A 26,608-nucleotide genomic window follows, 5' to 3' on the forward strand; every position below is an offset into this window, starting at 1 on the left:
GCCTGTTGTCGTTCCCCTTTCGCCGTTCGGTGCGCCTGTATCCGGCGCGGGCGGCGCGGCGCACCCGATGACGCCGCGCGGAAGGGGACATAGCCGCTTCACGCCCGCTCTCGATCTCATCGCCGCCAGGGGGACATCAGGGCGGCACCAGCCGCGCCAGCGAGCGATATCCAGGCGCCGGAGGCCGGGCGCCAGGGCGCCCTCGGCCTTGCCCCCGCCGGCCCACCCTTAGCCGGATCACCGAAGACCAGGCGCGCATCAAGCTCAAAGCAAATCAACGGGGACGGTCATCACCATGGGCACCATCGGCATTCGCGGCATCTTCTTCGATTTCATCGACGACCCCTGGAAGCATGTCGGCCGCGAGCAGGACGCCGCCCGCTTCCATGCCGATGGCCTCCTGGTGATCGAAGACGGCATCATCGCCGACTTCGGCGCCTTCGACGATGTGTCGCCCCGCCATCCGGGGCTTGAGATCACAGCGATCCCCGGCCGCATCATCACGCCGGGCTTCATCGACGGCCACATCCACTTCCCCCAGACCCGCGTGCTCGGCGCCTATGGCGAGCAGCTTCTGCCGTGGCTGCAGAAATGGGTGTTCCCGGAGGAGCTGAAGTACAAGGACCCGGCCTATGCGAAGGACGGCGCGGTGCGCTTCTTCGACACGCTGCTCGCCTCCGGCACCACCACCTGCCAAGCGTTCACATCGAGCTCTCCGGTGTCGACCGAGGCCTTCTTCGAGGAGGCGAACCGCCGCAACATGCGCGTCATCGCCGGCCTCACCGGCATCGACCGCAACGCGCCGGACGATTTCATCGACACCCCCGAGAATTTCTACCGCGACAGCAAGGACCTGATCGCGCGCTACCACAACCGCGGCCGAAACCTCTATGCGGTCACGCCGCGTTTCGCCTATGGCGCCTCCACCGAGCTGCTGCAGCGCTGCGAGCAACTCAAGCAGGAGCATCCGGACTGCTGGGTCAACACCCACATCTCGGAAAACCCGGCCGAATGCCGCGGCGTGCTGGAGCAGCACCCCGATTGCAGTGACTACCTCGGCGTGTACGAAAAGTTCGGCCTGGTGGGGCCGAAATTCTCCGGCGGCCACGGCGTGTGGCTGTCGGATAGCGAGTTCCGCCGCATGTCGGAAAGTGGGGCGGCCGTGGTGTTCTGCCCGTGCTCCAACCTGTTCCTGGGCTCCGGCCTGTTCCGCATCGGCCGCGCGACCGATCCGGAACACCGGGTGAAGATGTCGTTCGGCACCGACATGGGCGGCGGCAACCGCTTCTCCATGCTCAATGTGCTCGAGGACGCCTACAAGGTCGGCATGTGCAACAACACCCTGCTCGACGGCAGCGTGGACCCGGTGCGCCGCGATCTGGCGGAAGCCGAGCGCAACAAGCTCTCGCCCTACCGTGGCTTCTGGTCGGTCACGCTGGGCGGCGCGGAGGGCCTCTACCTCGACGACCGCCTCGGCAATTTCGCGCCCGGCAAGGAAGCCGATTTCGTGGCGCTGGACTGGAACGGCGGCCCCCCGGCCCTGCCGTGGCACCAGTCGCTCACCATCGGCCAGGACGGCCCGCGGACCATGGAGGAAGCCGCCAACGCCCTGTTCGCCATCATGATGGTGGCCGACGAGCGCGCGGTGGACGAAACCTGGGTGATGGGCAAGCGCCTGTACAAGAAGAGCTGAGGGGCGGCCATGTCCGAGGTGGCGGCAGACCCGGCAGGCGGCCCCGTCGCGCTCATCATCCAGCGGCGCATCGCCGAGGATGGCTATGCGCGCTATTCCCACTGGCTCGGCAAGGTGGCGGCGCGGCTCGCGGCGGTGCCGGGCTTCACCGGCCAGGAGGTCATTCCGCCGACCCCGCCCGTGCAGGTGGACTGGGTGGCGGTGCAGCGCTTCGGCAACCCCGCCGACGCCCGCCGCTGGCTGCAGAGCAGCGACTTCGCGACCCTGACGGACGAGGTGCGCGACCTGTTCGTCGGGCAGGAGGATGTCCACCTCCTGCCCGACGCCGGCCAGCGCAGGGGGGCCGTGGCCTCGGCCATCGTCTCCTTTCACGTGCCGCCGGAGCTGGAGGCGGAATTCCTGGCATGGCAGCGTGAAATCCAAAGCGTCGAGGCCGAATTCCCCGGCTTCCTGCGCCACCGGGTCGAGCGGCCGATCCCCGGCGTGCACGACGAGTGGATCATCATCCTCTCCTTCGACACCGACGAGGCCATGACCGCGTGGCTCGAATCTCCCCAGCGCCGCCGGCTGCTCGAAAAGGGCGCCCGCTTCAACGCCGCGCTCAACCTGCGGCGCGCCAGCTACGGCTTCGACTTCTGGTTCTCCGGCGAGGGCGGGGAGAGGCCGCGATGGGTCAGCACCCTCAAGAACAACCTGATCGTGCTGCTGGTGCTCTACCCCGTCGTCTATCTCTGGGGCTTCTTCGTCTCGGGTCTGCTGCTGCTGGACAATGGCGTGCCGTTCTGGCTGGCCCTGTTCATCGGCAATGCCGTCAGCACCCAGCTGCTCGGCTGGTGGGCGGTGCCCGCCGCGTTCCGCCGCCTCGGCTGGTGGCTTGCCCCGAAGCCCGGATTGAAGCGCGATATTCTCGGCTACGGCCTGCTCATCGCCCTCTATGCGCTCTCCATGGCCGGATTCGCGATGCTCCTGGCGTGGAATTGGGGGCGGTGAGGCAGAGAGGCCCCCGCCGGGCAACGAGCCTGAAGGATGTCGAAGCGCTGCGCGCCGCCCAGCCGGCATCGCCCGCTGACCCGCGCGGCGACCGGGAAGCCTGAAACGCGCTTATGGGCGAGGAAAACACTCGACCGCCCTCTGCAAAGCGCTCTCGCGCCTTACCATCCACAGTCGTCTTTTTATCGGAAATCAGGTGGCTGGGGGACCTGGATTCGAACCAGGATTAACGGAGTCAGAGTTTTTAATTTACCATTGATATACTTATATTTTTTTGCTTCATGTCGCGTTTATGTCGCAGATCACCCCAGCAACGAGCGTTCGGCGTCCGCCAATTCCTCCGCCTCGTCCGCTCTCGGAAACAGGTGCCCGTAGACGTCCATCGTCATGGTGATCGAGGAATGCCCGAGTCGCTCCTGCACGGCCTTCGGGGTCAGTCCCAAGCCGCCGTCGGCCCTCGGGTTGATGCACCAGGACGCATAGAAGTGCCGCATGGAGTGCAGCCCCGTGTACTTTGCGCGCAGCACCGCTTCGCCCTCTTTGAGGGTCGGCTTCCCGTTCGCGTCCAAGACAGGAACGACAACACCGGAGGCCACCTGTGCCGGCATGAACCCACGGGTGAGGATGTTGGAATGGTACTCCACCTGCCCCGCCCCAGTGGGGAACACGAGCCCGAGTTCGCTCTTAGGGCAGGCTAGCTTCCACTCCCGCAGGACATTGACCAGCAGCGGCGGAAGAGGAACGGCGCGGGCACCGGCAGCGGACTTCGGCGGGCCGATTCGCTTGCGGTTGTCCGCGCGCTGCGACACATGGAGTTGGCGCGCGGAGAAGTCGATGTCCTGCCAGCGCAAGCCGCGAAGTTCGGAGGCCCGCAGTCCTGCAAACACAGCCACCTGCAAAAGCGGCTTCCAGCGGCCCTCCGCAGCGGCGAGGATGGCGCGCACCTCCTCCCTTGTAGGGATGTCCACTCCCACCTTGATCTTCCCCTTGCGGCGCTTTTCCGCGTGCAGCTCCTTGCCTCTGGTGCGCCTGGCCCGCAAATCGCGCACCACGTTGCGAGCGACCAAGCCACGCTCTTGGGCATCCGCCAGGAGCGCGCCGAGGCTCACCCTTACCCGCCGGACCATCGGCTGTGACCGAGGACGCGGGGGTGTGCTCGGATCAAGACCGGGTTCATCCCCTTTCTGCAAATGGTCCTCGAACTCGCGCACGCCCGCTATGGTAAGTTGCGAGAGTTTCACGCGGCCGATGAACGGGTTGATGTGCAGGTTGACGTGCTGGCGGTAAGCGTCAATAGTCGCCGGCTCCAGACCATTCTGGCGTGCTGTTTCGAGCCAGAGAGCCGCAGCCTCCGCAACCGTGATGCTGGTGCTGTCCGCCGTGTGGGTACCCGCCGACACCTCTACCCGAGCTGCCGCCTGATAGGCTTCAGCGTCCTTTTTGCGCTCGAACGATTTTATATGGCGCTTGCCCGACTGGTCGACATAGTCGGCCACCCAAGCCTGCTTGAGCACGCCTTTGGAGGTTTTCCACGAGCGCTTGCGAACGGACATCAGAGGGGCCCTCTCCTGCCCCTCTACCCCTATCACGAGTGCACCGACTGTTCAGCCCTCCTCACCGCCCACAGGGCAACCCGCGCCGCCGCACGGGCGACGCGGAGCCAAAGGAGGCGGCGGCTCACCGGCCGGCTCCGAAGTGGGTGAGGCCCACTACGGTCAGCACCGCCACCGCCCGTGTGGAGGGCGATGGCTTGTCCCGCCAGTCACCGTGCCCGTGGAAGTCCGCGACCTGGGGAGACACCTCCGCTACAGGGACTGCGCGGGAGGCGGTCAGCAGCTCGCGCTCCGAAGCGTCGGGCCTCTCCAGCCGGTGGAGCTCCACGGCCGCCAGCCGGCGCTCCATGTCGAGCCAGGCGATGTAATTGACGAGGAGGGTGCGGCGGTCAGTCATCGTCTCCCTCCTGCTCCTCGGTGATCTCCATCATGGCGCCCACAGCCTGCTGGCGCATGCCTTCCGCGAGCTCCACCTGCTCCTCGATGGCGAGGGCAATACGGTGGACCGGTCGCATGTCGTCGCTCGGGGTCGCGCCAAGGATCTGGCCGATGGCCCGTGCGAAGTCGAAGATCGCCGCCAGCGCCTCTTCCTGGTCTTCCAGGGTGACGGAGGCGTAATCGACGGGTGGCAGGTTGAGCGCGGGCACAGCTTCAGCCGTTGCCCCGCCCGTGGTATGCGCAGGGGTAGCCTTCATGATGCGGAAACCATCTTTGAGGGTGAGGGCTGACCGGGTGTTGCAACCGCCCTGTCAGCCCGTTATTTATGTGCTCATTAATTATCGGATGTCAATTGATGAGCACAGAAATTAAGAGAGGCCGTGGGCGGCCCTCCGTGGACAGTGATCTGCTGCGGTTCCGTGCTGACCGAGAAACCATCACTGGCGTCGACGCGTTCGCGGCAGCAGAGCCCGATCAGCCCAGCCGATCCGAAGCGCTCCGACGAATCGTAGCGTCTTGGCTCCGAGAGCGTGGGTATCTGCCGAAGGGCGATCGAAAGAAGGGGCAGGAGGAGTGAGCAAACGCCACATCACCCATTGCCCGCCCGCGCCCATCCAATATGGACGCCTCATCGAACACCCCTCGTGAGGCCCCATGACGCGCTGCCAGCGAGTTGCGCGCACGCTGCCGCCTGTGCAACCTTGGCATTGGGGATGCAGCCAATGGCTGTCGCGGGGGGTCAAATGGCGCGCCGAACTGTAGCCTTTCCGGGAGCGATGCGCACAGGACCGGAAATCGATGCCGACGACCAAGGTGCGCAGGCGCTGCCAGATGATGATGAGATCATCGGCGGCGTGTTCGGCATCGAATACCGCGACGCCAAAGGCGGAATAAGCACACGCGACATTGTGGTGCGAGCTGTTGGCTGGAAGAGCGCCAAGCTGCAAGTCGGCGCGCACTGCCTTCTGCGCGACGCCTACCGGGCATTTCTGGCGCAGAACATTATGACCCTCGCACACGGGCGAACCGGCGAGATCATTCCGGATCCTGTCGCCTTCTTCGGCGCCATGGCTTCGGAGCCGGGTGACAATGTCCACTCAGCCCCCAGGAAGGAGCAGTTCGCACGGCCGGCCCGCCTCAGCATCACGAAGATGCGCAAGGAGCTGCGCGAGACTGTGCGCCCAGCCGCTGTGCTGCTCATGGCTATGGCCAAGGCAGATCAGCATCTCGCGCCGGAAGAAGTTGGCATCATCGCTGACCTCGTCTTTGAGGGAGCGCGCAAGACCTACACCATCCAGCAGACTGAGATGCTGGCGGACATGGTGCAAGAACTCACAGCGCTGGAGCCTTCAGCCAGCATGATCACCCGTGCGCTCAACCAGACGCTGGACCGCGGGGCCTTCCCTTCTGATCTTCCGCAATGGCTCTCCCGCATGGCACGAGCGGATGGGCAGGTTGTCGGCGCGGAGAATGACACCTACCGCGAGATCCTCACCACCTTGCGTCGGCTGATCGCGAAGCGCGATGCCGCGACCGCGTAGTCACGGTGTGGTGCGTGCCCGGTGGGCTGGCGTCTCGCCGCAGACGGTGAACACATGGCGGAAGAAGCGGGCGGGATGAGGCGGCGGGACAAATGCCGGGAAATCCGGCATTAAGCCAAATAACCCTTTGAAATCATTCCGCTGTCGGAATGCCGAGGGCGGCGGGCTGGGGTGGTGACCAATCTATCGGATTCACCCCCTAAAACCCTTACGCCACAAGGCGCGGAGGGTGGTGACCACGGCAGGGGATTCACTCGCCCCAGACGCCGATGAAGTGGGGGAGCGCGCCGGGGATCACTTTGTCGACTCTTCAGCACGAAAAGCCGTGCTGTCGGACGAAAGGCACCGCCAAACATAATATCCCACATATTTTGATCTTGTTTTTGTAAAAAAATGGCATATCTTCGTTCCGCTTAGGATTGAGGATTCTCCATGCCGCTTCCGCGTCGAGACTTCGTAGAGCAGGTGCTACTTGAAAAGGGCCGTGCCGCGCGTATCCATGAAGCGGTTCGCTCCGCGTGGGTGGGAGCAAACGATGCGTATCCTCAACGCGCAAGGTGGCGGCGAAAATCGACCTTCCGAGGGTTGGTTTGGGAGGACGCCGTTCGCGAGCTGAGCCTTCTTTCAGTTGATGATCCAGATTTTAAGTACGTCGAGCACCGTGACACGGCATCCTTTATTATTAACGATGCAGTTCTGTTTCGCTTCAAGCATGCTGATGTCAGCCTCACCACGGCCAACTTCCCCACACCTGAAGCGGAACAATTCGATGATCATGACATCGATCTGTACGGCTATGCGGGGCTTCAGCGCGTTGAACTTTGCTATGTCCTGAACGAGTTTGAGACGGACGTAATTTGGGTTGGCGTGGCAGCTCGACATAAAGGTGTGCATCTTTGGAAGATTGAGCTGAATGACGCTGGCGTGGTAGTGCCGAGCGCCGAGCTGCCGTTGATCGAACCTGAGGCCGACCCGGCGAAATTGGCGAAGATCAAGGCTCCTGGCCAACAAACCGTCGAGAAAAAGACGAAAGATAGTGGCGGAACATGACTACGGTATTCAATAGCGATATGCTGCTACTGGCAAGGCAGTTTCGCGGAAAGAGTCAAGCCGACGTCGCGCAAGACGCCGGGCTTGACCAAGGATATTACTCGCGCCTCGAAAGGGGGATAACGAATTCTCTGCCCTCTATGAGCACGATTGAGGAGGTAGCCAAGGCTCTACGCTTTCCCGTTTCTTTTTTTACTCAGAGCGATGAACTTTCGGGTCTGCCTTTGAGTGTTCACGACGTTGCTTGGCGCAAAAAGGCGTCCGTGAACGCCACCGATCTCAAGCGCCTGCACGCCGAACTCAATCTTCGCGTCATGAATTTGCGTCGGCTTCTCAACACAATCGATTTGGCGCCCGAACTCCCCTTGCCTCGGTTGGACGCCGATGAGATGGGAGGAGCGGACAAAGTGGCGTTGTTCATCCGCAAGGCCTGGATGATTCCAGACGGTCCCATCAAGAACCTTACTGCGATGTGCGAACGTGCAGGAATTTTGGTCATCCTGACGGATTTCGCAGAACATGTGGATGGCGTGACGATGCGCTTGAGGGATGTTCCCCCGGTCATTTTTCTCAACAAGAATGCTCCTGCTGACCGGATGAGACATTCCCTCGCTCATGAGCTTGGTCATCTCATTATGCATGCGATCCCGTCAGACGAAATGGAAGATCAGGCGGACGCTTTCGCAGGCGAACTGTTGGCTCCTGCCTCGCAATTACGGAGCGACTTTATCGGCGGCAAGGTGACCCTGGAGCGTCTGGTGCAGCTGAAAAGGTACTGGCGCGTTTCTGTCGCCTCGCTGCTGTACCGTGGCAGCCATGCCGGGTTCCTTTCGAAGAACCAAGCCGATTATCTTTGGCGGCAACTCAGTGCCAGAGGCTGGCGCAAGCGAGAGCCTGAGGAAACACAGTTCCCCGCAGAAACGACACGGTTATTCGAGCACATTATCGCGCTCCACCGTGATCAACTCGGCTACACGTCTTCCGACTTTAGCGCGCTTCTGCATATCGATGAACGCGATGTGCAGTTGCTCTATGGCGTGGAGCCGTCAATCCGGCCACCTCGCCAATTAAGGGTCGTGAAATAGCACAATACAGGTCTGCGAGCTGGGAGCGCGCTGAGGATGGCGCGCTCCCAGTTGAGTGACACGTAGGGGCAGCTCATGGGCGTGCCCCTCGCCGATCCTCAAGCAGTGTCTCCAGCTTCTGCGTCACCCGGCGCAGATCGTCGCCGATGGAGATCATACGCTCTTCCAGACGGATCAGGCGCTCGCGGGCCTCCCGGGTCTCCCCTTCGCGACCCTCCAGCTTGCTGATGACCTTTTCCGCGCTGTTCACTCGGCTTTCGAGGGTTGCCGCCCAATAGGCCAGCCCAGCGCCCTGGACCACCAGCGCGAAGATGATGGCGAGCGGTACCTTCTTGTCGAGGGTCCAGTGCTCGGCCTGAGGTTCGTCCGTCACAGGCGGCCCTCCGCGTAACTTCGGCGCACGCCCTCGTACCAATCCCGGCACGCAGCAATGTGGCCGTTGGCCGTCAAGAAGGCGGCGGCGACCTTCGCCAGCGCCACCCGGGCATCCTCGCCGCGGCGGATGCCCGGCGCAGGCACCGACGCGCAAACCGTCGGCAGCGGCGGCAGGTCGCGCCTAAGGCCGGCCACTCCATCCTGGCAGGCGGTCAAGGACACCGTCAGCAGAACAGCCGGGACGATCGGCAAGAGTTTCCAGCGCATCGGTCGCCTCCTTGAGCTGGCGCGCCTGGGCATCGAGATGGGATTGGAGTTCGGCCGCGTGCTTATCCGCAGCGACTGAGATGGAGGCGTCTGCCTGGGCGACAGCCTTCTCGCCCTGTGCACGCAGCCATGCCTCGCGTGTGTCGCCGCCATAGTCCATCGCCACCCAGGCCGCGGCTGCGACGGCGTAGACCAGTGCGATCTTCTCGCCGAGGTAGCGCCTGGCGGCGACATAGGCCGCCACGGCGCAGATAGCATAGAGCCACCAGGGCACCCAGGAGAGGATGGGCATCAGCATGAGACCCACTCCCCAGCATGGAGCCAGCCGTGCCACTGGCACCCGCCCCGGAAGAGCACGCTGGGGTTGACGGTCGGAGCGTCGTCGCACCCGTCGAAATCCCAGCTCGGCCCAACGTCCTGCGGCCGGATCGGCAGGTAGCCCTCCCTCCCGCAGCCGCACGGACAGCGGAAGGCAATCCCGATCTCGCCGTCGAAGCGGCGGATTTCATAGGCGCCAGGCTTCGCGCCATCGCCCTCGTCGATGTCCTCGACGCGGATTGCGCGGACGCTCACGCCGCTTCTCCCGGCGCGACGGCGAGGTGATCCGGCCCAGCATTGTCGTTCATGGCATCCGTTTCGGCGGGCACAGGTGCGGTGAGGCCGAGATCCTCGGCCATCCGCTTCGCTTGGCTGTTCGCCCACGCCGCCCAGGCCGCGCCCGCCAGCGTCGCCAGGATGCCGAGAATGATGAGAACATGCAGAGCGGTATCGATTGCCGGGTGGATGCCCTGGGCCGGCTGCAGTGCGGACGTGGTGGTGGATACCGCCGACGAGGCGCCCCCAATGGCCGCCGCGATGGTGCCCTTGTCCGGGCTCGGGAGCGACTTCGCGTCGGACAACATCGCCTTGGGCGAGGTCTTCAGGGGCGCCTCGGGCGCGGTGACCCAGCCGGCCGGCGTCGGCGCCGCGACGCTGCCGCGGGCGACGGCCTGGGACAGCTTCTTCACCTCGGAGACACGGCGCCCCCAGCCTTTGCCGTAATATTTCCAGGTCTTCAAGTTCTGGAGCATCGCCAGCCGCCGGTCAGACATCGCGGCGATGACCGCATCCACGTCGTCGATGGCATTCGCTGCCTGGACCGTGCCATCGCCGATCCGGCCGTCCACAGCGATGGCGCCCTGCCCGCTCTTCGCGCGCACGTCATTGATTGCGCGCTGGAGCCATTTCGCCGCCTGCCCGTCGCCCGAGTTCACGCAGGCATCGAAAACGCAATAGTCGAGGCCGGCGGGAAGGTCTGCACCGCGGGAAACGTCCCAGTAATAGACGCGGTAGATCTCTGAGCGCTCGTCCGGCGTGATAAGCCACACGTCGCGTACCGGCAGGCCCTTGGCCTTGCGGTACTGGTTGTAGCGGCGCTGGATCACGCCATAGGCGGTGCGCCCGCCGGGATCCCGCGGATCATCATCCTTGCCCCCCTCATGCACCAACACGCAGGCGAGGGCAGCCTCGAAGTTTTCCTTCATCATGGTTCCTTTCAGGCAAAGAAAAAGGATGGGCCATTGGGCTCGCGCCGTTCTGCTTGAACGGGGTTGAGACATGGCCGGCTGCGGATACGCTCCGGCGATCAGCTCACGCCGATCAGGAGAAGCGCGATGGACTTGTTTGCGGGCCTCGACGTCTCGGTGCGGACGACCAGCATTTGCGTGATGGATGCGGCTGGCGCCGTCGTCCGGGAAGGCAAGACCGATAGCGACCCGGAGGCGATCCTCGCCTTCCTCCGATCAATGGGTCGGAGCTATGTTCGGGTTGGCATTGAAGCGGGACCAATGTGCCAATGGCTCTATGCAGGCCTGGCTCGCGGTGGAATGCCGATGATCTGCGTGGAGACCCGGCATGCGCAGGCGATGCTGAGCGCGCAGGTGAACAAGACAGACAGGAACGATGCCCGCGGCATTGCGCAAATGATGCGTGTCGGGCTCTATCGGCCAGTGCATGTGAAAACGCTGGCCAGCCAGGAAATTCGTGTTCTTCTGGCCGCCAGAAAGTTTCTTCAGGGAAAAATGATAGACGTAGAAAACAGCATTCGGGGGTTGATCCGCAACTTCGGACTGCGGGTCGGTATCGTAACCCGAGCCAACTATGAAGCTCGGGTGCGAGAGCTGATCGCGGACAGTTCTGCACTGGTGGCTGTTATTGAACCGATGCTGTCAGTCCGCCGCGCGCTGCGCGATCAGTACACAATCCTCCATGGCCGCATGCTGGCCCTAGCTCGCGAAGATGAAAGCTGTCGCCTCCTGATGACGGCGCCCGGTGTCGGCCCCTTCGTCGCCCTGACCTATCGTGCAGCCATCGACGAACCGGCACGGTTCCGAAAGTCGAGGGCGGTCGGAGCGCATTTCGGTCTCGCGCCACGCACTCACCAATCAGGAGAGATCGACCGACGCGGTCGCATATCGAAGAATGGAGATGAGACGCTTCGATCTGCCCTATTCGATGCGGCACTTGTCTTGCTGACGCGAAGCACCCGTCCGTCGGCCTTGCGAGCCTGGGGGCTCCGCCTGGTCAAACGGCGCGGAATGGCGAAGGCCACCATCGCGGTTGCCCGCCGGCTATCCGTCATCCTGCATCGCATGTGGGTCGATCAAACCGAGTTCCGTTGGGCGGCGGCCACCGACTGACCCGATTGGCGAGATCCGCGCGAGCGGAGAAGGCGTCCCACCGGGGACCGAAGGGCGGTGAGGCCGAGGGCGGTTTGGAGCACATATTGTGACTCCGCAAAAAAGATTGGCCCACCATTCTTCGAACCCAACCATGAAGCGGCCCAGCGCCGACTTCGGAGAGAAGCCAGAGACCTGGCGGGACAACCCCTTCAACGCTTGACTGGAGACGCCCAATAGAGAAGCCGCCCGAAGGCGGCTGGTGGTCAGGGTAGTGAGGTGGAGAGAGAGGGTCAGGCCGGCGGCGCAGGCCACTCCACCGCTGCAGCGGCACGGGCCTCAGCCTCATCACTGGCCGCCTGTACCGCCGCCTTGCCGGCGAGCCGGGCCCGCTCGATCCCGGCACCGATGACCTGCCACGCCGCGTAGGCGGCACGCACCACGGCGCCCACGCCGGCGAGGTCCGAAGCGGTGATGCCGATCTCGGCCGACAGCAGGGGATAGGCTGAAGGGTCCGGCGCGTGGTCGGCGGCCAGGGCGAGCGCCTCGGCGGCCTTGGTTTGGTACGTCATTGCCTGTCCAGCACCGGGGGTGATGTAGCGGGCGCGCTCCGCCTCAGCGGCGGCGTCGATCTGCGTGCAGAGGGTGGCCTTGAGCGCGGATAGGTCTACAGACCGCGGAACAATGCCGCCGCCCACTATCCTCACACCGGCCCACTGCAGCGGGATGCTCCAGTCGATCCCCGGCGGCACCTCGCCAGGATCCATCTCCACCACCCTCAACCCCACCGGCGCAGGCAACATGGACGCATCTGTGTGCGCCGAGATAACGGCCCCATCGTCCGTTACGAGCACCTTGAGCGATCCGGACATGAGCCCGTCACGCTGCAACTCATACCAATCTCTGCCGTCAACCCGCCGAGCGAAGATCGCCCTGGGATGCTCTATCATGATGAGCTGCGCGAGTGCCGGATCATCAGACGCGGATGCCGGCGCTGGAATGTACTGCTCGAAAATGCCATGATCTATCATATCAGCCACCACCAACAGTTACCCACATTGCCGTGTAGTTTGAATAAACTTGAACCGCGCGGCAATTAACAAATCCAATCAGCTTGCTTACGGATTCTTGAAGTATATTGGTTATTACGCATCCGGCAGGCGCTTGGAACCTGACGTAGCCAGTCGTTGCTGTATCGACGGGGATGCCCATTTCGCCGCTAAGTCTCACTCCGCCCACATACCGAAAGTCGAGGTCTGCGAGGTGGCACCCATCGACCTTATCGGCATTGAGGCCGGAGCCAGGGCCAGACACTGTCGCCAGCTTGGCGAGCACATCGGCCGCTGTGTAGCTGCTCACGGGCACATAATTGGACGCGGACTGGGCAGCCATTGTGCCAAGCGTCGGGCGGCCCGTCAGGTCGCTATACGCGCCTGACGCGACCACGGTTGGGAGCCTGATTGCCATTTGCTTCCTCCTCAGTTCCAGGCGTGCGCCTGGGCCTGCACGGCGGCGGAACTGCCCTTCGCCGGCCAGATCACTAGCTCGTTCAGCTCGATCCAGCCGCTCACGCCGCTCGACCAGCCGATATGACCGGAGGAGAGCGTCCCGTTCGGCACCTGCGCATTGGCGGATGCCGCCCCGCCGTTGACGCTGGCGAGGCCGCCGGACGCGTCCCACCCGATAGCGAGCCCCATGGGCGCGGTATCCATGGCCGTCACAGCAAGCCCCGCGCCAAGCGCGAGTGGCACCAGCCCAAGAACCTGCAGACCATCCGTCGAGCGCCGGATCAGCGCTTGACCAGATAGCGACATCAGCGCGGCATAGCCGGATTGCGAGCTGCTCCCGCGCCACGCGACGGTGCACGGCCCAGCCACCGACAGCGTCGCAAGCGCCGCCGGGGTGAGCTGGCAGACGTCGGCGCCCCGCGTCACCGCCGCCGTGGTGGTGGCGATGTGGGAGCTGGCGCGGACGCCCACCTCGAGTTGCACGTTGGTGACGCTGCCGGTGGGCGTGAGCGTGAGCGTGCCTGCCACCGGCGTGAAGGTGTAGGTGGTGCGGGCGTTGGCGCCGGTGCCCGTCACCGTGGCGCTGGCCGCCCCGCTCAGGGCCATGGCGCCGGTGCCCCAGAACGAGAGTGTGTAGGGCTGCGCCGTCACGGTGATGGCCTGCGCCGCAGCGGGGGCGGACGAGCCGATGAAGAGGTTGGTGCCCGCCCCCTCCAGCAGCAGGCGCCGCCGGCCGGTGGAATAGTCGAACGCGAGGGTGTTGGCGGCGACGGTGATGAGCCCCCCATCAGCCCCTGTCACCACCTTCGCGCCGCCGGTGCGCGTGAACAGCACGCTGTCGTCCACCGGCAGTCCGTCCAGCACGGCACGGGACCGCGGGATGTCAACCGAGAGGCTGGGCCGCATGCCATCCAGCGCATAGGCCGCGCCCAGGTGCCACAGGTGCGGCACATTCGCGCCGAGATAGGCCAGCACGTCTTCGGGGTTGGCGCTTATGTTCGTGCGCGCTTGCGCCCTCTGGGCGATGGTCAACGCCTGCGCGGCACCGGTGCGTACGAAGGCGTCTACAGCCTCGGTCGCGGCCGAACCGAAGACGGCCGGCACCGCTGTCCAGGCCGAGACGCCGCGCTGATAGAGGATATCAGCCGCCCGCGAATAGGCGCGCATACCGCTCTTGGGCGCGATGTACACCCAGCCGGTGCCAGACCACTGCGCGATGTAGTCGGCCCGCCCGGACCAAGCGCCGGTGGGCACCGCGCCGAGCAGGTACATGTCATCGGTCACGGGGGCGGCCGGCGGCGCATCCTGCCGCGCCACCACCGCATATGTCTCCACCCGCCCGGAGAGGATACGCGTCTGCTCGATCAGCCCTCGAAGCGCGGTCGGGATCGCCGTGACGGCGAGACGGTCGGCGGCATTGAGCGCGATGGCGTAGCCCGCGCCGGCCTGCGCGGAACCGGGCCAGGGTAGCAGCAGCTTCAGGCTGGTGCTGGACACCACCTCCGAGATCATGACCATGAGGCCGCCCAGCATGAGCGTATCGCCGGCCACCACGACGCCGGACCAACTCGTGCCGACGCCTGTGACCGTCGTCCCGCCGGCCGCCACGCTCACGGTGCCGATGTTGTAATATGACGTTGGAGACAACGGCATAATCGCAATGCCTCATGAATAGTATGAGAAGTTTACGACGGAATACACGATGCTCGATGTCTGAGATCCAGCATAGAACGACCACTTGATGCCATCAGACCCGATCTTCGCCCATGACTGCGTGCCGATGTACTTTGTCGTCCCGGAAGTGCGCTCGGCCTCGACGGCGATAAGGTTTGGCGAGGCCCACCAGCGGCCGAAGGTGTAGCTCGCGAACAGCACGAGCGGCATCGCAGACGCGGCCGAGCTGATGGGCGTGGTGCCGGCGGCGACAGATCCCGGATTGTTGATCGTTCCGCGCGTCGCGATGTGCAGCATGGAGCGCGAGGTATCGAGGATCAGGTCCGCGTTGGCGGCGTAGCGCACATCTACGCCCGGCTTGCTCACCCGCAGCCCGCTCGACGCCAGTTGGACGCGGAAGGTGGAGGCTGACGCGGCCGGGGCCACATAGCTCGGGTCATATTGAGGGATGAGCCACTGGATGGTGGCGCCGGTGGGAATCGCGCCGGGAACCCAATTGCCCGCCACCTCGATGCAGATCCGGCTGGCATTGATCCAGTGGATCTTGATCGCCGCCTTGCTCGGCAGCGGCTCCATCGCCCCGAGATTGCTGATGGCGATGATCACCGGCGGGAAGGTCGGATAGCTCCCGGCGAGGTCGATGTAATTGATCCACGACCAGGCGCCACCGGGATAGGTGGCGTTGGTCGCCGTCGTCATCCGGGCGGCCGGGCTGTAGGCGCCGGCCTCGGCCGCCTGGAGCGGCAGCTTGCGGCTGGATAGGGCGAGGTCGGCATCGGGGCACGACAGCACGTTGGCGCCGGCCCGCGACACGAACAGCCCGCCGCCGCGCGACGGGTGCGTGCCCAGCAGGACGCGATAGGTGGAGCCGGCGGCCTCGCGCGTGTCATAGCCGTCAAGGCGCTGGTGGAGCACCATGTAGGCGACGCCGGCGGAAGGCTCCACGCCGATCTTGCCGATGAGCGCCCGGTCCTCGTAGGAGGCGGTCATGGCCGGGTAGAGCGTCATCGCGGCCTGATTGGTGTGGGCGACGTTGCCGGACGAATCGAGCCACGTGATGTAGACGCCGCTGACCCTGGACCACGCCAGGACGATGGGCTTGACCGGCAGCACCTCCCCATAGCTCAAGGTCGAGTAGCGCAGCGACCACGTGTAGCCGCCGAAGGCAACGGCGTCGGAGCCGCCCGGAAGGGATGTGTCGGCCCATGATGCACGGTAGACCGTCAGGATCTCCGGCCACGCGCTGTCGAAGCACAGCCGTTCATCCGAAAGCACGGCCATGACATCATAGCCGGGCCGGGCCACGCGTAGGCGGGGGACGCCGCCGTAGGACCCGATAAGGACGCGATTGACCATATCTAGTCCGCGCAGAGCATATAATTGTTGTTAAGGTCGATAATCATCTTCCCGTTTGCGGATACAATGGTCCCGGCTGTGATCCACCCAATATTTGCAGATATTGCGCTCAATGCTGTAACGTTCAGCATTGCGACGTTGAAATAAGCCTGCCCGCTGCCATCAACGACGAACAGCGCCTTGCCACCTGTCGCATCCAAGATGGACGTGGAATCCGCCCGCAGGAATATCTTGGAGGTGTAGGCGCCGGGGCTGCCATAGACGGCGATCAGCAGGCCGCCTTGCGCCGTGGCCGCGCTGTCCCCCACCTTCACGGCGATCTCATAGGCCGCGACGGCTCCCGCAGGGGCGGCCGCGGCCACCGCCGTCACCTTGACGCTTGCTGCCACCGTGCCGATGGCGGCGTTGGCCGTGTCGATCCGCGCGTTGAGCGCGGTCGTGTTGGTCGCGATGGAGTTGTGCGCATCCACCACTGCGGCCCAGGTGGTGGAGATATCCGCAGTGTTGGTTGCGATGGCCCCCGTGTTGGCATCGATCCGTGACACCTGGGCATCGAGGCGGCTACTCTGCGTCGCCACCGCTTGGGTGGTCGTGGCAAGGGCTGCCTGCGTGGATGTGATGCTGGCGGAGTTGGTCGCGATATCGCCGGTGTTGGCGTCGATCCTCTGGATCTGCGCGTCGAGCCTGGTGGTCTGCGTCGCCACCGCCTGCTGCGTCGTCGCGAGCGCGGCGGTCACTTCCGTCACGCCGGCCCTGACCTCTGTCACCCCGCCCCTGACATCCACCACTTCGGCCGTGACACTCTCCACGCGCTGGGCGAGGGCTTCGGTCGCGTTGGCATAGGTGCTGTCCACCCGCTGGATTTCCGCCTTCGCGGCGCCCACCTCCGTCGTCACGGTCTCGACCCGCTGCGTCATCGCATCGGCCTGGATGGTCGTGCTGCGGTCCAGCGCCGTGGTCGCCAGCGCGGCCCCGGCATCGGCCGCGGCGATTGCGAGCGCCATCTGCGCCGTCACATCCTGGAGCGCCGCCACCTCGGCGTCGGTGCGGGCCACGATGCGGTTGTGGAGGGCCTTCGCGAAGTCGGCCTCTGAGATCGTGTAGCGTGCATCTCCGGTCGTCACCGGCAGCCAGGCGGTCCATGTCGTGGCGCGCGCCGGCGCGCCGGAAACGGTGCCGCGCACTTCGTAGGCCGTCGCCGGCTGCAGCGCTCCTGAGATGATGTACATGCCGCCGGCGGCATCCGCGGTGCTGGCGGCGATCACCACGCCCGGCGTGGCCACGGAGCGGCACTCGAAGGACACCAGATCCACGGTGTCATCGATGATGGGCGTCCACTGCACCATGATCGCCGGCTGATAGGTTCCGCCGTCGCCCACCACCATCGTGGGGGACACCACCATGCCCGGCACGGTAGTGAGCAGCGGCGGCGGGCCGGCGGGAGCGCCGCCGAAGCCCACGTCCAGCTCGTCATCTTCGGACCACCCGTAGGCCGTGCCGCTGATCTCGCGCAGGCTGAGCGTCACCGTCTGGTCGGCATTCTGGCGCAGGCTGGTGATGAGCCACCGGTGGTTGCCGTAGCGCGCGCTGTCCCATCGGATCCAGTCGCCCGGCTCCAGCACCACGGCGCGCAGGCCCAAGGTGATGGTGGCCGTGCCCTGGAGGCGGGCGAGGTCGAGCTGGAGCTTCGCGAGCCGCTGCGCCTGGAGCGGCTTATGGACCGACGGGAAGTCCACCTGGGAGCGCCGAATCTCGCCGTCCGCGGCTTCGGCCGCGCTGTCCGTGCGCGCCGTGTAGGCGATCATCTCGTACTGCTCGGCCGGCTCGCTGTAGGAGCCAAATAGGCCGTTGACCAAGTCGCTGCGCGGGCGCTTGGCCGTGAGCCGCACCTCGTACCCCGCCACAAGGTCGCGGTCGGTGATGGTCGGATAGGTCGTGACCTGCCCCACGCCGGCATGGGGGCTGTAGACCCCCACCCGCTCATAGAGCGCCCCGCCGCAGGCGTCCAAGAAGCGCTGGATGACGGTGGCGTGCTCCTCATTGTCGGCCGCGTAGGTGCCGCACTCGTAGCGCGGCGCCGATGACCCATCGCTTTCCGCCACCAGCTCATCGCAGGCATTGGCCGCGCCCGTGAAGGCGTCGAGGTCCATGTCCACCGGGCCGATGCCCATGCCCAGGGTGCGCTCGCCACCGCGCCAGACGCCGCGCTGGTAATCCATGAGCTGCACGATGGGATTGCGGCTGAAGGTCCACGTCCGCTCGTCGGACCAGCGGTGCGGGCCCGCGCCCCCGGTGGTGCTGTCCAGGCGCCAGTCGTAGAGGCGCCGGCCGCGCACCTCGAACAGGAAGTCCGGGATGCCGCCCTCGTTGAGGGTTTTGTTGTAGAAGGACTGAACATGCACATAGCAGACGCCGGCGAGGCGGTCGGCGGCGGTCCAGCGGCCGACTGGATTGGAGCCCTCCACCAGCGTCGGGCTGGCCGGCTGGTCCGAAAAACCGTGCCAGAACGCCAGCCGGATGTAGCTGACGCCCCCATGGGTCCACCCGTCCACGTCATAGATGGTGCGGTAGGCATCCTGCTCGCGCACCGTCACTGTGTAGCGGGTCCCATAGATCCAGACCGCTTCGAGCCCATCATGGGGCCCGTCCCCGATGACATAGACCTGCTGGAGCATGGACAGCGCGTCGCCGCCGAAGGTATTCCAATATGCGTGGTATCCAGCGATCCCGCCCTGTCCATAGAGGCAGCCGCGAGGCTGGTCGCCGCCCACCTGGACGGCGGCCTGCAATCCGCTGTCCGCCGCCGAAGACGACTTGCCAGAGAGGGCCGACGACAGATAGGTGAGGCCCGCCGCCACGCCGATGTCAATCACCGCGCCGGCCACAGCCGCCGTCGCGCCGGCAAGACCAACAGCCCCGGCCACCGCCAACCCGATTGTCGGCATTGCTCACCCCACCCTGAAGGCGCGGACCAGGCGCGAGCGCGGCACGCGGGTCAGCCCGCGCTGCGATATGCCCACCACGTCAGCCCCGATCACCACCACGCCGGCATCGGTGCCGGCCTCATCCACCACGCCCACGTCGCCCCGCTGCGCCAAGGATGGCGGGATCTCCGGCAGCACGGCCGCCAGCGCGTCGCCCAGGCTCGCATGGCCCCGCTCCACCAGCCGGCGCGCCGCGCCTGTCTCGCTGTCGTAGGGCTCAAGGTCCGCATAAGGGTCGGTGCCGGTGAGTGCTTCGGCCACATCCATGGTGAGCCGGAAGCAATCGCGCTCGCCCCAAACAAATTCGCCGCCCTGATAGGCGGCGATCACGTCTTCGAGCCGGTCAGGCCAGTGTTTCACGCGAGACATGTGAAACAACCTCCGCGTTTCATGTGAAACAGCTTCTGAGCACTGTGAAACAGCTTCATTTCACTTGTCCCGGAAGCTTGCCCCAATAGATCGTCGCCTTGCTCGCCGTCGCGGCGTGACGCAGGCTGCCGTCAGCCGGGTCGATCCGCCGTTGGTCCGCGTCCGCATAGGTCCGGTAGCCCCGGCGCGTGTTGTCGCGGGCCCGGCTCTCGCAGGCCACTTCCAGCACGGCCTCGCCACCAATGGTGTAGGTGTGGGAGATCTGGTCGATGTAGCCCCGCCAGATCCGCTCCACCGAGACCAGCGCCCGCGTGTCGGGGTGGATGTAGGCCCGGCGCAGGATCACCGGCCGCCCGTGATAGTCCTCATCCTCGATGCTCGCGAGGGTGTCCGGCGTCAGGTCGCTGTTGGCGATGCCGGCCAGCGCGAACGTCACCGCTGCGCTGGACAGGTCCGAGACGTAGTCGAGGTCACCCACCTTGATGAGCGAGCCCGCGCCCACATAGGTCAGGCCGGCATAGCTGAGCGAGCCGATGCCCGACCAGAACCCATAGGTGCCACCGCCAAGCTGGAAGTCGATCATGTCGCGGATGACGACGCGCCCCGCATCAAGGAGGGCAAGGGTATCGGAGTTGAAGGAGCGCATTACACCACCACCTGAACGGCCTCGAAGGAGGCGGCCCCCAGGGCGCCGCTCTCATCGAGGCTCCAGCTATCGGGCACGATCATCATCACGACCGTCGGTCGCACCAGCGCAACGGCAGACCCGGCGGCCGGCGCCGGGGAGAGCCGCACGCCGGGCTCCACCGTCACAGTCGCCACCCCGGAGGCCGAAGCCGTCACCGGCTCCACCGCCTCGTGGTAGGCGCGCACGCCGGCCCAGGCCCAGGACATCCGGTCCCCGGCGCTGAGCACGTATCCGGCCGGCAGCCCGGTCAGCGTGACCGTGATAGCCGTCCAGCTCGTGAGCGTGGCGCTGCCCCCGAACGCCCCGCCGGTGGCGCGGGTCAGGCCCATCACCGCCGCGCCGTAGGCGATGGGGTAGGAGCCCACCCAGTCATAGGCCAGGATGCGCCGGGAGCCGGCCAGCGAGGCGTGCCACGCGGCGAGCTGCCGCCGGCCGGTCCACCGCAGCGGCTCGGTCGTGGCGGACAGGCGCCAGATGGGTTCGCCCATCTCAGCGGCCTGCACCGCTCCGCTCTCCAGCGTGATCGTGGACATCTGGCGGGTGAGCGCCATCTGGCTCTTGCCGAACCGGAGCCCGGTCGGGAATGCGCGTGGATAGGTGATCGCCATGTCAGGTCCGGTTGATGGTCGGCGTCCGCCGGCGCGCCGCTTCCGCTGCCGCCGGGACTTGCTTCAGCAGCGCACGGTTGTTCTCGGCCAGGATCGCCCGGAACTGCGCCTCGCCCATCTGCGACCCGCGCGCATCGATGGTCATGACCGGCGAGAAGGTCATGCTGCCGCCCCGCGCCGCCGGCTGGATCTTCGGGAGCGTGAGGCCGTGCGTCATGCTCGGGAGCCCCACCGGCCCGCCGCCGGCATAGCCCTTCCGGCCACGACGCATGGCCTCCACCACAGCGACGCCACCGGCCCGGCGGATATCGTCCTGCGACCACACCACCTCGCCCCGGTGCACCACGCCGGCAGGATCGTTCTTGCCGCCGGACCCGGTGTAGCCGCCATCGGCAAAGCCGCCGCCGCTGAGCGCGCCCGTCAGCCCCTTCGTGATGCTGCCGATCAGCCCCCCGCTGCCGGTGCCAAGCGGGCCTTCGCCCAGCAGAGCCGACTTCAGGATCATCTGCGCCATGAGCTTCAGCGTGTCCGCCAGCACGTCATTTAGGTTCTTCGTGCCGTCCACCAGTCCCATGATGCCGTCTTCGGCGAGCGATCCGAATTCCTGCTGGAGGTCATGCAGCCGCTGCTGCTGCTGGTGGGCGAGTTCCGTCGCCGCCGCCTGCCGCCCATAGGCCTCCGCGACAGCATCGATATTCGCCCGCTGTTCCTCCGAGAGCGTGATCGCGTCCAGATCCTCGACACCCTTCTGCTGCGCTTCCTTTCGCAGCTCAGAGAGGGCCTGCTGCTCCAGATCGAGCGCGACGCGGCGCTTCTCCTGCTCAGCGGTCGAGAGGCCGACGATCTGCGCTTCTTGAGCCAGGGCGGCGGTGCGTGCCTTGACCTGGGCAAGGTCCTCATCCAGGCGGTAGCTCGTATCGAGAGGCGTCTTCTTCCCCTCGCCGGAGCGGCGCTTCTCGGCGGCCAGCCTGTCTTGCGCTGCCCGCTTAATGTCCCGCTCGGAGAGCGTGACACCCTTCGCCTGGGCTTCCTTGCGGATCTCCGCGATTTCCTTTTCGAGCGCGAGTTGATCCTTGGTCAGCGCATTCTGCTTGGCTAGGTCCCCGATGAATGCCTGCCCGGCCTGCTGCATTTTTTCGTAGGCCGCCATGGAGGCGTTTTCAGCCTGCCGGAAGGACGGCGGGGCCGCCGCTGCGAGTTGCTCCTTAAGCGTCTTCGTCGCGGCTATGGCGTTGGCAAGCGTGGCCAGAAGCGGCGCCATCTGGTCAGCAAGCCGCTGAAACGTTGGGTTCGCGTTGGCGAGGGCGAACAGAGCGTTCTTGGTCTCCTCCGCCGTGCTGGATCCAGTGCGGAGCTTATCCCTCATCTCTTCAAGTGAGGAAATCTGCTCATCGCTCACGAGCCGGCGTGGGGCGTTCTCTATGATGGCTGAGAACAAGCTCAGCGCGGCGTCCTTCGCCCGGCCGATCTCCTGCTCGCCCTGGCGTACTCCGGCCGTGAGCCGGTTTGCCATTTCCTGGCTGATTGATGCGCTCGTTTTGTTGATGGCGGCCGCCGATGAATTCGCCGCCGCCTCCACCTCCTTGAGTGCGTTGGCATAAACCTTCGCGCCAGCGCTGGCTGTGCTGGCTGTCGAGCTGAACAGGGTGAGGGCGGCAACAGCCGTCCCCCCCACCACCAGACCAATGGGGCCGGCCGCCGCAGAGATTCCCCCAATTGCCGTTGCCAGGCTGCCCAGCCTTACTGCATTGCGGATCGCGACGATGAATGCCTGAACGGCAGTCGTGGCAAGTCCCAGCTTCGCTATCATCCCGGCAATGGAGCGCCCCACGAGCGCGCCGGCGATGATGCTGGCAAGTTGCACCACGACATCAGCCGTCTCCCCGAAATTGTCAGCGAGCAAGTTCAGGCCGGATACAAGCCGCTGGGATGCGCTCAGGCTTTCATCCGTCTGGCCAATGTACTTCGTCAGCGCGTTTGTCACCTTCGTGACGCCCTGGTCAATGGTCTGCGCCGAACTCGCCGCCATTGATTGGATGGACGGCAGACCCTTCAAGAAGGCCTGAAAAAACTGCTGGCCGGACACCTTGCCGTCGTTCACGAGCTGTTTCAGCTTGTTGACGCTGCCGCCGGCCGCATCAAGCCCGTTGGCGACCGCGATCAGGATCGGGCGCGCGCCCTCGTTCACGCTGTTGAATTCTTCGGCCTGGACGCGCGCAGATCCAAGTAGCTGGCCCAATTGCGTCAGCGCACCAGATGCCTCCGTCGCTCCGGTACCGGCGACCCTGAGTGCAACGGCCACACCATCCGAGAACTTGATGAGTTCCTCATTCGAGGCGCCCAAATTGTCGGATGCTTGAGCCGCTTTACCGAATAGATCAGCCAGCGCGCCGATGGGCGTCGAGTTCGCCTGCGCGGACTGATAAAGACGCTCCAACACCGCCGCTTGGGTGACGCCAGTCACGCCGGCCACCGCGAGCGAGTTTTTCGCCTTGGTCCATGCGTCCGCATAGGACAGCACCTCGCGCGTTGTCAGCGCCGCAGCCACCCCGGTGAGCGGGGCAATAAGCCCCCTCGCCATGCTGGAACCAATCGCGCTAAGGTTGCGCTCGCTCTGCTTCCAGCGGGCTTCGATGGCGCGGGCCTGACGGTTCGTGATGCCGGCGGCCCGCTGCATCTCGGACTGGTAGCCCTTGATGTCGGCGGAGAGCTGCACGACGAGGCGTTCGAGGTCAGTGGCCATTGTGGCTCCTATTTACATGGAGAGTGCGCGACATGCGGAGGTTCGCCTATCGGTTCACCCCTCTCGGCTGGGTCGGCGCCGCATTGCTGGTCCTTCCGGCTCCGCTGACCTGGTTTCTTCTGGCGCCTAGGGCAGCGCCCAGTGCTGGCCAACAGAGCTACGATGCGGCCCTTTCCAGGGTGACCGGGGGTGAGAGCGTGGCTTCCGCGGCTATGGTGGATCTGGCCCATGCCATGACCATTTCGACGGTCGCCGGCGCAGTGATGCTCACGGGGCTCGTGCTCGTCCTCATTGGGCGCGAGCTAATTGAGGTCGATGGCAGAGCACAGCCACAACTCGACTATGTGCCACCTCCTGGGCGCCGAACCCGCTAACCTCCCCGCACCATCTCCCAAAGCTCGTCCGCCTCGCCCTGGGACAGCTTGCCGGCCGCGTCGGGATCGTGGGCCCGTGCCCAGCCTTCGAGCGCCGCCATGAACTGCCACATGCTCATGGCGTCCACCTGCTGGGGGCCGAACCCCATCACGGCGCCGGCTCCGTAGACGGCGGCGAGCCTGAACTTTCCGTTCGGGAGGCCGTCGAGGCGCTCCCCTGGCTCGCCGCCTCCGGATTTCCCAGCGGTTCATCCGGCGCGCCATAGCAGGCCACGGAGAGCACCGCCTGGGCGAAGAGGTGGTTCTCGGTCGGCGGCCGGGCCTCCACATAGGCCCGCACCTTCTTGAGCGCCGACGCCGGCTCCATGCCGCCGCCGATCAGCCCCAGGCGGATGACGTTCGAGATGTCCTCCACCCGCCACATCCCGCTGTTGAGGCGCTCAAGGATCACCAGCGGGCCGGCGTCGCAGGCTTCTTGGAGCTTGCCCAGCTCGCCCCACCCCAGGCGGAAGGAATAGGTGCCGTCCGCCCAATCCAGTTCCACGCGAGCATCACGCGACATGCGGGGCGTCCGTCTCTGCGTCCTCGTTGAGGATCGTCACCATGCTGAGCGGTAGACGCACCGTGACCTCGCCGAGGCCACCAGGGGTGTAGTCCACGGCGATGTTGGTGGCAGGCAGGCGCTTGCCGTCGACGTCAACGCGGAGCCTGCCCTTGCGGTTGACCACCTCGATTCTCGGCGTCTCGCGCGTCACGGCGTCACCGTCATCACGAGCTCGCCGTCGCTCTGCATCTCCACGGACGCCGTCACCCGGCCGCCCTGGTCAGCGGAGGGCGTGAAGGTGGAGAGGTGCACCTTGCCCACCCACGTCACGGTCTTCGTGGCGAACTGGATCGAGATGCGGACGGACACGCTCTCCGTCGACTCGAAGGCATCGAGCCAGATCCCCACGCTCTCGGAGGCGAGCACCCCTTCACCGCTCACCGAGGCGCTCAGGCTCGACGCATCGCGGCCGACCCAGGCCACCTTGTCAGGGTCGGCGCAGTCGGGGATGTTCACCTCTTCCAGGTTCTTCGTCAGCGTGAGCGACTTGGAGGTGAACCCGCAGGGCGCGGAAAACACCTCGGGCGTCGCCCCGTCGCCAAGCTCGATCTTGAACTTGCCAAAGCGGGCCGTGGTCGGCTGTGCCATTTTGTTCTCCAGGGATGGAGCCGCGCTGGGCGGCGGTTAGACGGCCTCGACGGACGCCTCGAAGGTCAGGACGGCATGAGAGGTGAGGCCGTCAGGATCGCGCAGGATGCGCGTGCTGCGGTGCGTGATGTCCGCCAGCGCGTGGGTGGCAAGGTCCAGATCAGCCGAGGCGATGGCCTTGCGCACGGCGCCGGCGATTTCTTTGGCCTCGCCATAGCCGACGGACTGCGACCAAGCATCGATCTGCACGGATACGGACAGGCCGGCGATGCAATCGGCGCCGTCATCATCAGCCGTCATCGGGCCGAATGAGACATACGGGGCCGGCGCGCCGGCTGGCACACGGTCGAAGACCCGCCCCGCCACGAGCGCAGTCACGGCGGCATCTGCGCTCAGGCAGGCGTAGAGCGCCCGCTGGAGCTCAAGGAGTGGATCGGCCATCGTCAGCTCCCTGATGCGACCTTCCGCGCCGCCGAGCGCGTGGCCTTGCGGATCTGCCGCTTTGCCCCCTTCCGGCTTGCGCGGTAGGCGGGGTAGAAGAAGGGGTGTGCGGTCGCGCCGGGGTGCATGTCACCTTGGTCCTGCTTCTTCCCTCGTCCCGCTCGGGCACTTCGGTCTGCGCCTTTTGCGAGGCTGTGCGGGGCCGTACCGAACTCGACCCAGCGCGCATGGAAGGCCTTGTCGTCACCGGCATAGACGGTGATCGTCAGGTCTTTTCCGAGCGCCGAGCGGGCGACCTTGCCCAGCGTGATGGAGCCGCGCGGAGGCGCGCCCCACGTCCAGCCGATGGAGCGCTTCAGATCGCCGTCTTCTTCCGGGGCAAGGCTCCGCGCCATCCGCACGATGTCATCCGCGACTGCCTCCATGGCCGCCTTGATTTCGGCTGTCGCGGCATCAGGCAGGCGCTTCAGCTTGCGCTCCAGCTTGGCGAGATTGAGGATGCTCGCCATCACGCTGCCCGCCCGGTGGTCGCCATCATCTCCAGCCATGCCCCATCCTCCGCCGGGTCCATCGCCGGTGAGGTGAGCGCATAGACCGTGCCGTCGCGCGCATCGATGGCGCGCCAGTCGGCCGCAATGCACCGGGTCGCCGTGGAGCGGCGCACCGTGATCGTCACCGGCTGGTTGCCGGTGAGCCGGGAGGCGAGCACCGCCTCGCCGCCAAAGCGCGGCTGCACGCGGGCGGCCGCGCTGAACTGGTCCACCCACGCCGCCTCGAAATTGCCGGCGCCGTCCCCGCCGGGGAGAGCCGCGCGCGCCTGGAAGGTCAGGCGGCGGTTGAGCTGGCCGGAAGTCGTCATCGCGCGGGCCTCGTGGTCTGTTCGGCCGCGCCCTCAGCCAGCGCGGCGGCGGCGCACAGCCGGCGGACGAAGTGGGTGCTGCCGGCCAGGAAGCGCAGCGTGATGCGCCCGGCGCGCTCAGGCGGCGACCACCAGAACTCGCGGGTGAAGTGCAGCCACATGG

The 26,608-nt window shown here is 65.7% G+C and carries 29 protein-coding genes; 6 read left to right on the plus strand and 23 right to left on the minus strand.

All coding sequences use genetic code 11. The features are described 5' to 3' along the window. Positions 1-295: 295 nt before the first annotated feature. Together guaD and V5F75_RS15540 are read left to right on the plus strand one after the other, a co-directional pair. On the plus strand, positions 296-1,693 hold the full coding sequence (guaD, locus tag V5F75_RS15535) for a guanine deaminase (protein WP_394033693.1): 1,398 nt from the start codon (positions 296-298) through the stop codon (positions 1,691-1,693). Positions 1,694-1,702: 9 nt separating this feature from the next. Further along, positions 1,703-2,683 (plus strand): antibiotic biosynthesis monooxygenase, encoded by a 981-nt coding sequence (locus V5F75_RS15540; RefSeq protein ID WP_394033694.1) that lies wholly within the window; start codon positions 1,703-1,705, stop codon positions 2,681-2,683. 302 nt (positions 2,684-2,985) lie between these two features. Here V5F75_RS15540 and V5F75_RS15545 read toward each other — a convergent pair whose 3' ends face one another. The 3 genes from V5F75_RS15545 to V5F75_RS15555 all read right to left on the minus strand — a co-directional run bounded on the left by V5F75_RS15545 (position 2,986) and on the right by V5F75_RS15555 (position 4,883). Continuing rightward, entirely contained in the window at positions 2,986-4,236 is a 1,251-nt protein-coding gene (locus tag V5F75_RS15545; protein ID WP_394033695.1) for a tyrosine-type recombinase/integrase, read from the minus strand. 124 nt (positions 4,237-4,360) lie between these two features. Beyond that, positions 4,361-4,633, minus strand: a complete 273-nt coding sequence (locus V5F75_RS15550) for a hypothetical protein (protein WP_394033696.1) — start codon at positions 4,631-4,633, stop codon at positions 4,361-4,363. Beyond that, positions 4,626-4,883 carry a hypothetical protein gene (locus tag V5F75_RS15555; protein ID WP_394033697.1) on the minus strand — a complete coding sequence of 86 codons (258 nt, stop codon included), beginning with the start codon at positions 4,881-4,883 and terminating at the stop codon, positions 4,626-4,628. Before V5F75_RS15555 ends, V5F75_RS15550 begins: the two co-directional genes overlap by 8 nt. 534 nt (positions 4,884-5,417) lie before the next feature. On the opposite strand from V5F75_RS15555, the gene V5F75_RS15560 reads away from it, so the two are divergent. From V5F75_RS15560 to V5F75_RS15570, 3 genes are all read left to right on the plus strand, one after another. Continuing rightward, positions 5,418-6,215: a TerB family tellurite resistance protein gene (locus V5F75_RS15560; RefSeq protein ID WP_394033698.1), complete on the plus strand. Its 798-nt coding sequence runs from the start codon at positions 5,418-5,420 to the stop codon at positions 6,213-6,215. Between the two features lie 432 nt (positions 6,216-6,647). After that, entirely contained in the window at positions 6,648-7,265 is a 618-nt protein-coding gene (locus tag V5F75_RS15565) for a hypothetical protein (RefSeq protein ID WP_394033699.1), read from the plus strand. Beyond that, the gene (locus tag V5F75_RS15570; protein ID WP_394033700.1) at positions 7,262-8,350 is read left to right on the plus strand and encodes a helix-turn-helix domain-containing protein; all 1,089 of its coding nucleotides are present in this window, start codon (positions 7,262-7,264) and stop codon (positions 8,348-8,350) included. The genes V5F75_RS15565 and V5F75_RS15570 overlap by 4 nt, the downstream gene beginning before the upstream one ends. Positions 8,351-8,423: 73 nt before the next feature. Here the strand turns inward: V5F75_RS15570 and V5F75_RS15575 are convergent, their stop codons facing one another. The 4 genes from V5F75_RS15575 to V5F75_RS15590 all read right to left on the minus strand — a co-directional run bounded on the left by V5F75_RS15575 (position 8,424) and on the right by V5F75_RS15590 (position 10,518). After that, the gene (locus V5F75_RS15575; protein WP_394033701.1) at positions 8,424-8,723 is read right to left on the minus strand and encodes a hypothetical protein; all 300 of its coding nucleotides are present in this window, start codon (positions 8,721-8,723) and stop codon (positions 8,424-8,426) included. Between the two features lie 183 nt (positions 8,724-8,906). Further along, complete coding sequence (locus V5F75_RS15580) at positions 8,907-9,290, minus strand: hypothetical protein (RefSeq protein WP_393989155.1); 384 nt, start codon at positions 9,288-9,290, stop codon at positions 8,907-8,909. Beyond that, positions 9,284-9,565: a ubiquitination-like system serine protease family protein gene (locus tag V5F75_RS15585; RefSeq protein ID WP_393989154.1), complete on the minus strand. Its 282-nt coding sequence runs from the start codon at positions 9,563-9,565 to the stop codon at positions 9,284-9,286. Before V5F75_RS15585 ends, V5F75_RS15580 begins: the two co-directional genes overlap by 7 nt. Then, a complete protein-coding gene (locus tag V5F75_RS15590; RefSeq protein WP_394033702.1) occupies positions 9,562-10,518 on the minus strand; it encodes a glycoside hydrolase family 108 protein in 957 nt (318 codons plus the stop codon). The genes V5F75_RS15585 and V5F75_RS15590 overlap by 4 nt, the downstream gene beginning before the upstream one ends. Positions 10,519-10,644: 126 nt before the next feature. Here V5F75_RS15590 and V5F75_RS15595 point away from each other — a divergent pair, with 126 nt between their 5' ends. After that, the gene (locus V5F75_RS15595) at positions 10,645-11,670 is read left to right on the plus strand and encodes an IS110 family RNA-guided transposase (protein WP_394033703.1); all 1,026 of its coding nucleotides are present in this window, start codon (positions 10,645-10,647) and stop codon (positions 11,668-11,670) included. 272 nt (positions 11,671-11,942) lie between these two features. Here the strand turns inward: V5F75_RS15595 and V5F75_RS15600 are convergent, their stop codons facing one another. From V5F75_RS15600 to V5F75_RS15675, 16 genes are all read right to left on the minus strand, one after another. Continuing rightward, the gene (locus V5F75_RS15600) at positions 11,943-12,692 is read right to left on the minus strand and encodes a hypothetical protein (RefSeq protein ID WP_509212095.1); all 750 of its coding nucleotides are present in this window, start codon (positions 12,690-12,692) and stop codon (positions 11,943-11,945) included. A 435-nt stretch (positions 12,693-13,127) separates the two neighbouring features. Beyond that, a complete protein-coding gene (locus V5F75_RS15605) occupies positions 13,128-14,804 on the minus strand; it encodes a DUF2793 domain-containing protein (RefSeq protein WP_509212096.1) in 1,677 nt (558 codons plus the stop codon). Between the two features lie 18 nt (positions 14,805-14,822). Next, positions 14,823-16,112, minus strand: coding sequence for a hypothetical protein (locus V5F75_RS15610; RefSeq protein WP_394033706.1), 1,290 nt, complete (start codon positions 16,110-16,112; stop codon positions 14,823-14,825). A gap of 77 nt (positions 16,113-16,189) precedes the next feature. Next, a complete protein-coding gene (locus V5F75_RS15615; RefSeq protein WP_394033707.1) occupies positions 16,190-19,132 on the minus strand; it encodes a phage tail protein in 2,943 nt (980 codons plus the stop codon). Positions 19,133-19,135: 3 nt separating this feature from the next. Further along, positions 19,136-19,540: a DUF6950 family protein gene (locus tag V5F75_RS15620; protein WP_394033708.1), complete on the minus strand. Its 405-nt coding sequence runs from the start codon at positions 19,538-19,540 to the stop codon at positions 19,136-19,138. Positions 19,541-19,595: 55 nt separating this feature from the next. After that, a complete protein-coding gene (locus V5F75_RS15625) occupies positions 19,596-20,186 on the minus strand; it encodes a DUF2163 domain-containing protein (RefSeq protein ID WP_394033709.1) in 591 nt (196 codons plus the stop codon). Further along, entirely contained in the window at positions 20,186-20,836 is a 651-nt protein-coding gene (locus tag V5F75_RS15630; RefSeq protein ID WP_394033710.1) for a hypothetical protein, read from the minus strand. The genes V5F75_RS15625 and V5F75_RS15630 overlap by 1 nt, the downstream gene beginning before the upstream one ends. Position 20,837: 1 nt before the next feature. After that, positions 20,838-23,579: a tape measure protein gene (locus tag V5F75_RS15635; RefSeq protein ID WP_394033711.1), complete on the minus strand. Its 2,742-nt coding sequence runs from the start codon at positions 23,577-23,579 to the stop codon at positions 20,838-20,840. 370 nt (positions 23,580-23,949) lie between these two features. Beyond that, positions 23,950-24,105: a hypothetical protein gene (locus tag V5F75_RS15640; RefSeq protein ID WP_394033712.1), complete on the minus strand. Its 156-nt coding sequence runs from the start codon at positions 24,103-24,105 to the stop codon at positions 23,950-23,952. Beyond that, positions 24,102-24,515 (minus strand): gene transfer agent family protein, encoded by a 414-nt coding sequence (locus V5F75_RS15645; RefSeq protein WP_394033713.1) that lies wholly within the window; start codon positions 24,513-24,515, stop codon positions 24,102-24,104. Before V5F75_RS15645 ends, V5F75_RS15640 begins: the two co-directional genes overlap by 4 nt. Next, complete coding sequence (locus V5F75_RS15650; protein ID WP_394033714.1) at positions 24,505-24,708, minus strand: hypothetical protein; 204 nt, start codon at positions 24,706-24,708, stop codon at positions 24,505-24,507. The genes V5F75_RS15645 and V5F75_RS15650 overlap by 11 nt, the downstream gene beginning before the upstream one ends. Further along, positions 24,705-25,145 carry a phage tail tube protein gene (locus tag V5F75_RS15655; RefSeq protein ID WP_394033715.1) on the minus strand — a complete coding sequence of 147 codons (441 nt, stop codon included), beginning with the start codon at positions 25,143-25,145 and terminating at the stop codon, positions 24,705-24,707. The genes V5F75_RS15650 and V5F75_RS15655 overlap by 4 nt, the downstream gene beginning before the upstream one ends. A gap of 36 nt (positions 25,146-25,181) precedes the next feature. After that, positions 25,182-25,586: a DUF3168 domain-containing protein gene (locus V5F75_RS15660; RefSeq protein ID WP_394033716.1), complete on the minus strand. Its 405-nt coding sequence runs from the start codon at positions 25,584-25,586 to the stop codon at positions 25,182-25,184. A 2-nt stretch (positions 25,587-25,588) separates the two neighbouring features. Next, positions 25,589-26,095 carry an HK97-gp10 family putative phage morphogenesis protein gene (locus V5F75_RS15665; RefSeq protein ID WP_509212097.1) on the minus strand — a complete coding sequence of 169 codons (507 nt, stop codon included), beginning with the start codon at positions 26,093-26,095 and terminating at the stop codon, positions 25,589-25,591. Next, positions 26,095-26,445, minus strand: coding sequence for a head-tail adaptor protein (locus V5F75_RS15670; RefSeq protein ID WP_394033718.1), 351 nt, complete (start codon positions 26,443-26,445; stop codon positions 26,095-26,097). Before V5F75_RS15670 ends, V5F75_RS15665 begins: the two co-directional genes overlap by 1 nt. Next, entirely contained in the window at positions 26,442-26,606 is a 165-nt protein-coding gene (locus V5F75_RS15675; protein WP_394033719.1) for a hypothetical protein, read from the minus strand. Before V5F75_RS15675 ends, V5F75_RS15670 begins: the two co-directional genes overlap by 4 nt. Positions 26,607-26,608: the final 2 nt, after the last annotated feature.

Source organism: Xanthobacter albus (assembly GCF_043194895.2).
GTDB lineage: Bacteria > Pseudomonadota > Alphaproteobacteria > Rhizobiales > Xanthobacteraceae > Xanthobacter.